This is a genomic window from Luteibacter sp. RCC_6_2 (assembly GCF_041360655.1).
Lineage (GTDB): Bacteria > Pseudomonadota > Gammaproteobacteria > Xanthomonadales > Rhodanobacteraceae > Luteibacter.
The window spans coordinates 24,715-35,020 of sequence record NZ_JBFUPQ010000023.1; the positions used below are offsets into that span (position 1 = coordinate 24,715).

The window sequence follows — 10,306 nt, forward strand, 5'->3', positions numbered from 1 at the left end:
CGCCGACAAGGTCGGCTCCCATCAGGGTGTGGCGAGACCTCGGACTCCCATCAAAGATCGGACTCCCATCAAAGAAAAAGGGCGCGGATCGCTCCGCGCCCTTTCGATGTTGCCGGTAAGCCTTTAAGGCTTACTTGCCACCCTGCGGCGCGGCACCCGGAGCACCCGGGCCCTGGCCAGCCGGGGTCGGGCCGGTCTTGAGCAGTTCGACGTCGAAGATGATCGTCGCGTTCGGCGGGAAGCCGTTTTCCGGCTTGGCGCCGTAAGCGATGTTCGACGGGATGAACAGCTTGTACTTGCCGCCGGTCTGCATCAGCTGCAGGCCCTCGCGGAAGCCCGGGATCACCGCGGCGAGCGGGATCTGGGCCGGACCGGCCGGCTGGTGATCGGCCGAGGAGTCAAACTTCTCGCCGTTCACGAAGGTGCCGGTGTAGTTGATGGTCACGGTGTCGTTCGGACCCGGACGCTGGCCGGTACCGGCCTGGACGACCTGGTACTGCAGGCCCGAGGACGTGACCTTCACGCCGGCAGCCGACTTGTTCTTGGCAAGGAACGCATCGCCTTCCTGCTTGTTCTGGGCGGCGACCTTGTTGTACTCGGCCTCGGCCTTGACCTTCAGCTGGGCGACGAACGCTTCGCGAACCGACTTGGCCTCGGCTTCCGACATGGTCGGCTTCTGGCCCGACAGCGCAGCCTGCAGCGCCTTGGCGACCGTGGCGGCATCGACTTCCTTCGCGACGAGCGGCGGAAGCGAGCTGGCGAGGTCCCAACCCACGACGTAGCTGGCCTTCTGTTTATCGACCGGTGCCGCGGAGGCGGCCGGCTTGGCGGCCTGGGCGGATGCGCCCGCGGCCGTACCCAGCGCAACCGCCAGGGCGACGGCCGTCATCGTGGGACGCAAAAAGTGCTTCATTCGGTACTCCCTCTCTAGAAAGATCGGCGACGCCGCCGGTACACCTCCTTGTGGAGGCGGAAACGCCATTGTGCGGTGGTTCGCGCCCTGCTTGCAATGACGGGGCGAGAGACAAGGTTTCACATCAAAAGTTCAGGAACCTTTCATCGAAATGAGGACTGGGTCACTCGTGGCGGTCCTGCCCCGGCTTTTCCAGGGTATCGCGGATGGCGGCCTGGAGCCGGGCATGGACCTGGACCAGCACCCGCCAGAGCAGCCAGGTCAGGCCGATGCCGATCAGGACCAGGACCAGGGCGACCTCCCGCGGCGGCAGGATGGTCGAGGCGAGCGCCGCGACCAGCAGCCCGATCACCAGCATGGCCACCAGGGGAATGATCCGGGCCAGCACCGAGCGGATCGTGTAGGTGCGGGCACCGAACCGGTCCGGAATGGACAATTCCGCCAGCAGCATGCCCAGGGCCCCGGCCTTGCGGTAGGTGGCCACGACCATCGGCAGGGAGAGCAGCGCCGCGAGGGACCAGGCCAGGCTACGCTGCACCGTCGGCCGGTCGCTGAACATGTCCAGGTGCAGGAAGCCGCGGCGATAGGCGAAGGCCACGATGATGAACACGGCGACCACCAGGGCCGTGTTGATGATGACGTGCCAGACCAGCCGGCGGATCATCTTCATCACGACGGCGCCCTGCCCTTGCAGGCCGAGATTACCCATCCATTCCGTGTAGGCGGCGAACACGCCCGTGAAGCGCGACGGCAGGGTCCGGCCCATGAATCGCGCCAGCGGGTCCGACGAACGGATGAGGTAAGGCGTGAGGAAGGTGGTGATGGCCGATACCGCCACGGCCACGGGATAGAGGAAATCGCTGGTCACCTTGAGCGTCAGGCCGAGCGAGGCGATGACGAACGAGAACTCGCCGATCTGCGCCAGGCCCATGCCCACGCGAAGCGAGGTGCGCCCGTCGTTGCCCGCCACGAAACTGCCGAAACTGCAGGTGATGACCTTGCCCAGGACCACCGCGATCGTGACCACCGTGATCGGCCAGGCGTATTTCAGCAGGAGATCGGGGTCGATCAGCATGCCGATGGCGACGAAGAAGATCGCACTGAACATGTCGCGCACCGGCATCACGATGCGTTCGATCCGCGTCACGCTTTCCGATTCCGCGACGATCGCGCCGATCATGAAAGCTCCCAGCGCCACGCTGTAACCCATTTCCGTCACCAGCAGGCAGAAACCGAAGCAGATGCCGAGCACGGCCACCAGCAACACGTCGTTGCGGCTCACCCGCGCTATGTAGTCGACGACGCGCGGCACGAGCAGCAGGCCCACCACCAGCGACACCGCCATGAAAAGACCCAGCCGGCCGACCGCCGCCAGCGCCTGCCCCGCTTCGACACCGCCGGTCCCGGCGATACCGGTCAGCAGGGCCATCAGCACGATCGCCAGCAGGTCCTCGACGATGAGGATGCCGAACATCAGCTGGGCGAAGCGCTCGCGCTTCAGGCCCAGGTCTTCCAGCGCCTTCATGATGATCGTGGTGGAGGAAATCGAAAGCATGGCGCCGAGGAACAGCGAATCCATGGTCGACCAGCCGAAGAACCGCCCGATCTCGTACCCGATCCAGACCATCAACACGATTTCGGCGAAGGCGGCGACCAGGGCGGCGCCGCCCACCGCGCGCAGCTTTTTCAGGCTGAACTCCAGGCCCAGCGCGAACAGCAGGAGGATCATGCCCAGTTCGGACAAGGTGCGGATCGTTTCCTCGTCGTGGATGAAGATCACCGGCAGCGTATGCGGGCCGATGAGCACACCGGCGATGATGTAGCCGAGCACCACGGGCTGCCTGAGGCGCTGGAAAAGCACCGTCGTGAGTCCGGCGACGAGCATCACCGTCGCCAGGTCCTGGATGAAAACGATGCCGTGCATGCCTGTCCCTGTAGGTATGGAAGGACAGGTTAACCGGTGTGCCGCGGCCGAAGCACACGCACTTCGCCGCAAGTACGTGCCAGGTCTCGGCATTCCCCTTTTTTCGAAAATAAATTCAAAAAAAATGTAACGAATGCTTGACGAAGTCACGGGTCGGACGTAATCTTTGCGGCTTCCAGCAGGGGGCCATAGCTCAGCTGGGAGAGCGCCTGCATGGCATGCAGGAGGTCGCCGGTTCGATCCCGGCTGGCTCCACCAACTTCTAGTACGTCCCCATCGTCTAGAGGCCTAGGACATCACCCTTTCACGGTGGCGACCGGGGTTCGAATCCCCGTGGGGACGCCACTTTTCGGTTCGCCGAAGAGTGTAAAGGACGAAGGAAGTTGGTTGTTGTTGGAAGTGGAACGTAGTGTGGAGCGGTAGTTCAGTCGGTTAGAATGCTGGCCTGTCACGCCGGAGGTCGCGGGTTCGAGTCCCGTCCGCTCCGCCATTACTTCCAAGAGAATCCCGCCTTCCGGCGGGTTTTTTTTGCCTGCTCACTCGCCGGGGACATCGCCCAGGCGTTCGAGGGTGCCTATCGAATGGCCCTGCTCGGCCAGGTATTCCAGCCAGCGGCTGAGGAAGCCGTTCATGCGCAGCCGGTGCTGCAACACCGTGCGCGCGGGCGGAAACGGCCCCAGCACCTGCCACAGCTTGCGGCCCGGATGACAATGCATGGCCTCCGCCACGTGCGCATCGGTATACATGCGCAGCTGCGCCGAAGGCGAAGGCTGCCCCGTCGCCTCGTCGACGAAGTCGTAGGTGAGTTCGAGCTCCAGCGTGTACGGATGCTTTTCCTGCACGTCCAGGCGCACCTTCAGTCCATCGTCCACGTCCGAGACATACCGCCCCGGTGCCAGCCGCTGCGGTGCGAACAGCCGTGCCAGCCGGTGGTAGTTCTCCGCATAGAGTCCCATCAGGAACTCGAAGCGTCCCGGGATAAGGGCGATGGGGCGTTCGATGACGGCGGTCATGGGGGTGGCGGTACTCCGTAAACGTTCTCGTCTAATACATGTGGCGTTCGATACCGAGGTACTCGAAGATCTTGCTCGAAATCTCCTCGATCGAGGTGTGCGTCGTGTTGAGGACCGGGATGTTCTCCCGTCGCATCAGCCTGTCGGCCTGTTCGAGTTCCCAGCGACACTGCTTCAGCGTGGCGTAGCGGCTGCCGGGACGGCGCTGCTCGCGGATCTGCGCCAGGCGGATCGGGTCGATGGTGAGACCGAACAACCGGCTGCGATAAGGGCGTAGACGCGTCGGCAGCTCCAGCTTGTCGAGGTCGTCGTCCGTGAGCGGATAATTGGCGGCGCAGACGCCGTAATGCAAGGCCATGTAAAGGCAGGTGGGCGTCTTGCCCGAACGGGAGACCCCCACCAGCACCACGTCGGCCTGGTTGTAGTCCACGTCCAGCCCGTCGTCGTGGGCCAGGGCGTAGTTGGTGGCCTCGATACGGGCCTCGTAGCGCTCGAAATCGACCAGGCCGTGCGAACGGTTGACCGCGCCGGACTGCTTCGCGCCCAGTTCCGCCTCCAGCGGCTCGATGAAGGGGGCGAAGACGTCGAGCATCAGTGCCCCGCTGCCGGCCACGATGTCGCATAACGTCCGCGAGGTCATCGTATTGACCACGATGGGCCGCTGGCCGTCCTGGGCGTACTTGGTCTTGATCCGCAGGCTGGCCGCCTCGGCCTTGGCCGCGTTATCGATGAAAGGCAGCCGGTGGGTATCGAACTGCACCCCCTCGAACTGGGCCAGCATGCTGTTGCCGATGGTCTCGGCCGTGATGCCGGTGGAGTCGGAGATGAAGAACACGGTGCGACGCATCGGTCGATTTCCCTGCGGTGGTCCATGGATCCACCTTAGCTCAAGACGCCGCGATAACAATCCACCCCGCATCATCGCTGAACGTTTGTGCATCGCGCCTTGTTTCCGCGCCGACCGCCCCCCGACAATGTATGGATTTTCTAGCGCGGCCCGCCGCAAAACCGACGAACCGATTGTGAGGATCTTCCCTTGAGCGACCTGGTACTTTGGCTCGACGCGCTACGCATGACCGACCTGGGCAAGGTGGGCGGCAAAAACGCCTCCCTTGGCGAGATGATCGGCAACCTGGCGAAACTGGGTGTCTCCGTACCTGGCGGTTTCGCCACCACGGCCGACGCCTTCCAGACCTACCTCGAGAAGAGCGGCCTCGCGAAGCGTATCCAGGAGCGCCTGGCCACGCTGGACGTGGACGACGTGGACGAACTGACCCGCGGTGGCAAGGAGATCCGCGGCTGGATCGTCGATACCGCCCTGCCCGCCGACCTCGAGCAGGCCATCCGCGATGCCTACATCAAGCTGTGCAAGGATGCCGGGGCCACCGATATCGCGGTGGCCGTGCGTTCCTCCGCCACGGCCGAGGACCTTCCGGACGCCTCGTTCGCGGGCCAGCAGGAAACCTTCCTCAACGTCGTCGGCATCGACGATGTGCTGCACAAGGTGAAGGAGGTTTTCGCCTCGCTCTACAACGACCGGGCCATCGCCTACCGCGTGCACCAGGGCTTCAAGCACGAGGACGTGTTCCTCTCCGCCGGCGTGCAGTTGATGGTCCGTTCCGACGTCGGCGCGTCCGGCGTGCTGTTCACCCTCGATACCGAATCCGGATTCCGCGACGTGGTCTTCGTCACCGGCTCGTATGGGTTGGGCGAGATGGTCGTGCAGGGCGCCGTCAACCCGGATGAGTTCTACGTCTTCAAGCCCACGCTGCGCGAAGGCAAGCCGGCCGTGCTCCGCCGCAGCCTCGGCGCGAAGCAGCAGCGCATGGTCTATTCCGACCAGCCGGGCGAACGCGTGCGCATCGAGGAGACGCCGGTCGACGACCGTCATCGCTTCTGCATCGCCGACGCCGACGTGGAAGAACTCTCGCGCCAGGCGCTCATCATCGAGAAGCACTACGGCCGTCCGATGGACATCGAGTGGGCGAAGGACGGTCATACCGGCAAGCTCTACATCGTGCAGGCGCGCCCGGAGACGGTGAAATCGCGCGACCACGCGACCACGCTGGAGCGCTTCCAGCTCAACGAAAAGGGCAAGGTGCTCACCGAGGGCCGCGCCATCGGCCAGAAGATCGGTGCCGGCAAGGCCCGCGTCATCCGCTCGCTCGCCGACATGAACAAGGTCCAGCCCGGCGACGTGCTCGTGGCCGACATGACCGATCCCGATTGGGAGCCGGTGATGAAGCGTGCCGCGGCGATCGTGACCAATCGCGGCGGCCGTACCTGCCACGCGGCGATCATCGCCCGCGAGTTGGGCGTGCCGGCCGTGGTCGGCTGCGGCAACGCGCTGGAGACGATTCCCGACGGCGCGGAAGTCACCGTCTCCTGCGCCGAAGGCGACACCGGCACGATCTACGAAGGCACGCTGAAGTTCGACCGCATCACCGCCGACCTCGGCGCGATGCCGGAAGCGCCACTGAAGATCATGATGAACGTGGCCAACCCGGAACGCGCCTTCGATTTCGGCATGCTGCCCAATGCCGGCATCGGCCTGGCACGCCTGGAAATGATCATCGCCAGCCACATCGGCGTGCATCCGAAGGCCTTGCTGGAATACGGCAAGCAGGATGCGGAAACCAAGGCGCGTATCGATGCGCGCATCCAGGGCTACAAGGACCCGGTCTCCTTCTACGTCGACCGCCTCGCCGAAGGCATCGCGACCATCGCCGCATCGGTGTACCCGAAGCCGGTGATCGTGCGCTTGTCCGATTTCAAGTCGAACGAGTACGCGGGCCTGATCGGCGGTTCGCGCTACGAACCGCACGAGGAGAACCCGATGATCGGCTACCGCGGCGCCAGCCGTTATGTCGATCCGGGCTTCGCCGCGTCGTTCGCGCTGGAGTGCAAGGCAGCCAAGTACGTGCGCGAGGTCATGGGGCTCACCAATGTGTGGGTGATGATTCCCTTCGTGCGCACGCTCGACGAGGGCCGCAAGGTGATCGAGGTGCTTCGCCAGAACGGCCTCGTCCAGGGTGAGCACGACCTGAAGGTGATCATGATGTGCGAGGTGCCGTCCAACGCCCTGCTGGCGGACGAATTCCTCGACATCTTCGATGGCTTCTCCATCGGCTCGAACGACCTCACCCAGCTCACCCTGGGCCTGGATCGCGATTCGAGCATCGTGGCCCACCTGTTCGACGAACGCGACGCGGCGGTGAAGAAGCTGCTCGCCATGGCGATCAAGACGGCACGCGACAAGGGCAAGTACGTCGGCATCTGCGGCCAGGGCCCGTCCGATCATCCGGACCTGGCGGAGTGGCTGATGGAACAGGGCATCGAATCGATGTCGCTCAACCCGGACACCGTGGTCGACACCTGGCTGCGGTTGGCCAAGAAAAAGGCCGGTTGAGGAAGACAGAGGCGGTCCTGAGGGCCGCCTCCATTTTCCGTGGGCTGCCCCGTTTTGATGGGTTGTCTTTGCCTGTTGGGTTGTCTTGTTCCCCATCGCCGACAGGGTCGGCTCCCACCAGGCTGTCGCGGCTTGGTGGGAGCCGACCCTGTCGGCGATGCTCTTTACGGCAGCTGCTTTTGTGGGAGCCATTTCTTCTGGAAGCCACTTCTTTTAGAAGCCGCTTCGTGTGGGAGCCGCTTCAGCGGCGATAGACCTACAAATGCACCGTCACCCCCGCCGCACGATACCGCTCCACCACCGCCGCATCCGTATCCGCCGCCACCACCAAATGCGCGATGCCCGTGATCGGCACCGTATGGTGCGTCGCCGACGCCACCAGCTTGTCCGGCGTGGCGATCGCCACCGTCTCGCCGCTGGCCTCGATGATCGCCTGCTTGAACACGGTCTCTTCCTCGTCGTAGGTCCATAGCCCACGCTCGGGATCGATGGCGCACACCCCCGGAAAACAGAGGTCCGCGCGGATGTCCTGTGCCTGGCGAACCGTACGCGAACCAATCGCGCCGCCAATGGCCGGATCGAGCTTCCCACCCAGCACGATCACGTCGAAACCGGGACGGCCGAGCACCGCCAACGCCACGTCCGGCGCATTCGTCACGACGGTGAGGTCACTGTTTTCCGGCAACATCTTCGCCAACACGGTATTGGTCGAGCCCGCGTCGATGAACAGTATCTGCCCACGCCCGACGAGACCGATCGCCGTCCGTGCGAGTTCGCGCTTGAGTTCCGTCCGCTCGCCGTGACGCTCGCCCAGCGGGGGGATATTCACCGCGAGCAGGGCACCACCATAGACACGGCGGCATAGTCCTTGCGCGGCCAGATCGCGCAGGTCGCGACGGATCGAATCCTCCGATACACGGAACTCCTGTGCGAGGTCGGCGGCGACGACCTTTCCCTCGCGGCGCAAGCGCTCGAGGATCAGCTGTTCGCGCTCGCGGGGCAACGTCGTGTCGAGCGGCGCATTCATGCCGGGAGGAAACCCAGTTCGATCAGTTCCGCCCGCAGTTGCCGGGGCGTGTGGAAGTGGATGCCATGGATACCGAGCGCTTCGGCGGCATCCACGTTGACCTTGTTGTCGTCGATGAACACCGCGCGCGTGGGATCGATGTCATAGCGTTCCAGCAAGGTCCGGTATAGCTTCGGGTCCGGCTTGATCATGCCTTCCTCGCCCGAGACGACGATGCCGTCGAAAAGGGTGAGGAAATCGAAGCGCTCGCGGGCGAACGGGAAGGTTTCGTGCGACCAGTTGGTAAGGCCGTAGAGGGGATGCCCGGCCTCCTTCAGTTCGCGCAGGATATGCAGGCTGTCGTCGATCGCGCCGCCGAGCGTTTCTTCCCAACGGTGCTGGTAGGCCGCGATGAGTTCGGCCTTGGTGGGATGCTCCGCGGTGAGCAGGCGCACCGCCTCGTCCCAGGAGCGACCGGCGTCCTGCTGCAGGTTCCATTCCGGCGTGGTCACCTCGGCCAGGAAGGCTTCCATCGCCTCCTCGTCGTCGCCGAACAGCTTGCGGTACAGGTAACGCGGATTCCAGTCGATCAGGACACCGCCGAAATCGAAGATGACGACATCGCGTTTGGTATGCATGGAACGATCCTTAGCGGCGCGCGATGGACGCGCAGATTGATACGACCACGAGCAACACGGCCACCCCGCAAAGGGCCAGCGACAAGCTGCTCAGGTGGGCGGCGAAACCGATGGCCGCCGGGCCGGCGAGCATGCCCGCGTAGCCCAGCGACGTGACCGTGGCGATGGCGATCCCGGGCGACGTGCCCGGCTGGCGTCCGGCCGCGCTGAACAGCACGGGGACGATATTCGATGCGCCGATGCCTACCAGGACGAAGCCCAGCATCGCGGTCGGCCCCCAGGGCAAGGCGGTGGCGAGGAAGAAACCGAGCGCGGCCAGGAGGGCGCCCACGCGCACGATCGTCACCGGCCCCACCGAGGCCGTGATGCGATCGCCGAGCAAGCGGCCGCAGGCCATCGCGATGGAGAACGCGGCATAGCCCAGGCCAGCCAGCGAAGGATCGAATCCGCGCGAGAAACGCAGGAACACGGCGCTCCAGTCCAGCATCGCGCCTTCGGCGAGGAACACCACCAGGCAGAGGAAACCCAGCAGGAATACCGATGCCGAGGGCATGCGGAAGATGGAATGCGACTGGTCGGAATCGTCGAGTCGAACCAGGAAGTGCCTCCACTGCGTCACGACGATGACGAGCAAGGCCGCCGACACGGCCAACGCGCTGCCGGTCAGCGGCGCACCCGCCTTCAACAGTGCCGCCATGCCTGCCGAACCGACGAGGCCGCCTACGCTGAAAAGGCCATGGAAGCCCGACATCATCGGCTTGCCCGCATGCTTTTCCACATCCACCGCGTGGGCATTCATGGCCACGTCGACCACGCCCAGCGCGGCACCGAAGAACAACAAGGCGGCACCGAGCCAATAAGCGTTGGGAGTGATCGTCAGCAGGGGCAAAGCCACGCAGACCAGCAATCCGCTGACGCCGATGACATCGCGGTTCCCGTAACGATGGGTCAGGAACCCCGCCAGGGGCATGGCGGCGACCGCCCCGCAGCCCATGCACAGGAGCACCAGGCCAAGCGTCGCATCGTCGAGCCCGAGCCTCGCCTTGGCATACGGAACCATCGGGGCCCAGCTGGCCATGCCGATGCCGGAAAGGAGAAAGATCAATCGGGTGGCGCGCGCGGGTTTCATGCGGATTTCCATGGATGGCGAATGCGCATCAATGTATGCAAACGTGCACAAACGTGCAAGTCTTTTGGAGCACCTTTTGTGTTTTAAAGGGTGTTGGGCTCGGCTTCGCCCTCGCGTTCGCCGTGTGCGGCGTGGCGGGGGAGCTGCCGGGCGCCACCCTCGGCGCGACAGGCGGCGCCGTCCCTTGGGGAAAGGATGCCGCTGCGCGGCCGTGTTCGATGGCTGGCGCCCCTTCGGGCTCGGACGGTCGGGCGGGGGTTTTCGATTCGGCTCC

General features: G+C 64.6%; 8 protein-coding genes and 3 tRNA genes. 4 read left to right on the plus strand and 7 right to left on the minus strand.

The features are described 5' to 3' along the window. Nucleotides 1–130: 130 nt before the first annotated feature. Both AB6730_RS18415 and AB6730_RS18420 read right to left on the minus strand, forming a co-directional pair. On the minus strand, nucleotides 131–913 hold the full coding sequence (locus tag AB6730_RS18415) for an FKBP-type peptidyl-prolyl cis-trans isomerase (protein ID WP_306846304.1): 783 nt from the start codon (nucleotides 911–913) through the stop codon (nucleotides 131–133). 163 nt (nucleotides 914–1,076) lie between these two features. Further along, on the minus strand, nucleotides 1,077–2,837 hold the full coding sequence (locus tag AB6730_RS18420) for a cation:proton antiporter (protein ID WP_371025047.1): 1,761 nt from the start codon (nucleotides 2,835–2,837) through the stop codon (nucleotides 1,077–1,079). 182 nt (nucleotides 2,838–3,019) lie between these two features. On the opposite strand from AB6730_RS18420, the gene AB6730_RS18425 reads away from it, so the two are divergent. The 3 genes from AB6730_RS18425 (at nucleotide 3,020) to AB6730_RS18435 (ending at nucleotide 3,327) form a co-directional block, all read left to right on the plus strand. After that, a tRNA-Ala gene (locus AB6730_RS18425) sits at nucleotides 3,020–3,095 on the plus strand. A gap of 11 nt (nucleotides 3,096–3,106) precedes the next feature. Continuing rightward, nucleotides 3,107–3,182 (plus strand) — tRNA-Glu (locus AB6730_RS18430). 68 nt (nucleotides 3,183–3,250) lie between these two features. Then, nucleotides 3,251–3,327 (plus strand) — tRNA-Asp (locus AB6730_RS18435). 46 nt (nucleotides 3,328–3,373) lie between these two features. On the opposite strand, the gene AB6730_RS18440 is transcribed toward AB6730_RS18435, so the two are convergent. Then, nucleotides 3,374–3,850 carry a DUF1249 domain-containing protein gene (locus tag AB6730_RS18440; RefSeq protein WP_371025048.1) on the minus strand — a complete coding sequence of 159 codons (477 nt, stop codon included), beginning with the start codon at nucleotides 3,848–3,850 and terminating at the stop codon, nucleotides 3,374–3,376. A 31-nt stretch (nucleotides 3,851–3,881) separates the two neighbouring features. Further along, nucleotides 3,882–4,697, minus strand: a complete 816-nt coding sequence (locus tag AB6730_RS18445) for a pyruvate, water dikinase regulatory protein (RefSeq protein ID WP_371025049.1) — start codon at nucleotides 4,695–4,697, stop codon at nucleotides 3,882–3,884. Nucleotides 4,698–4,886: 189 nt separating this feature from the next. Here AB6730_RS18445 and ppsA point away from each other — a divergent pair, with 189 nt between their 5' ends. Continuing rightward, the gene (gene ppsA / locus AB6730_RS18450; protein WP_371025050.1) at nucleotides 4,887–7,259 is read left to right on the plus strand and encodes a phosphoenolpyruvate synthase; all 2,373 of its coding nucleotides are present in this window, start codon (nucleotides 4,887–4,889) and stop codon (nucleotides 7,257–7,259) included. 256 nt (nucleotides 7,260–7,515) lie between these two features. Here ppsA and AB6730_RS18455 read toward each other — a convergent pair whose 3' ends face one another. The 3 genes from AB6730_RS18455 to AB6730_RS18465 are packed head-to-tail and all read right to left on the minus strand — an operon-like array spanning nucleotide 7,516 to nucleotide 10,032. Then, nucleotides 7,516–8,286, minus strand: coding sequence for a DeoR/GlpR family DNA-binding transcription regulator (locus tag AB6730_RS18455; RefSeq protein WP_371025051.1), 771 nt, complete (start codon nucleotides 8,284–8,286; stop codon nucleotides 7,516–7,518). Continuing rightward, nucleotides 8,283–8,903 carry an HAD family hydrolase gene (locus AB6730_RS18460; RefSeq protein WP_371025052.1) on the minus strand — a complete coding sequence of 207 codons (621 nt, stop codon included), beginning with the start codon at nucleotides 8,901–8,903 and terminating at the stop codon, nucleotides 8,283–8,285. Before AB6730_RS18460 ends, AB6730_RS18455 begins: the two co-directional genes overlap by 4 nt. A gap of 10 nt (nucleotides 8,904–8,913) precedes the next feature. After that, nucleotides 8,914–10,032, minus strand: coding sequence for an MFS transporter (locus AB6730_RS18465; protein ID WP_371025053.1), 1,119 nt, complete (start codon nucleotides 10,030–10,032; stop codon nucleotides 8,914–8,916). Nucleotides 10,033–10,306: the final 274 nt, after the last annotated feature.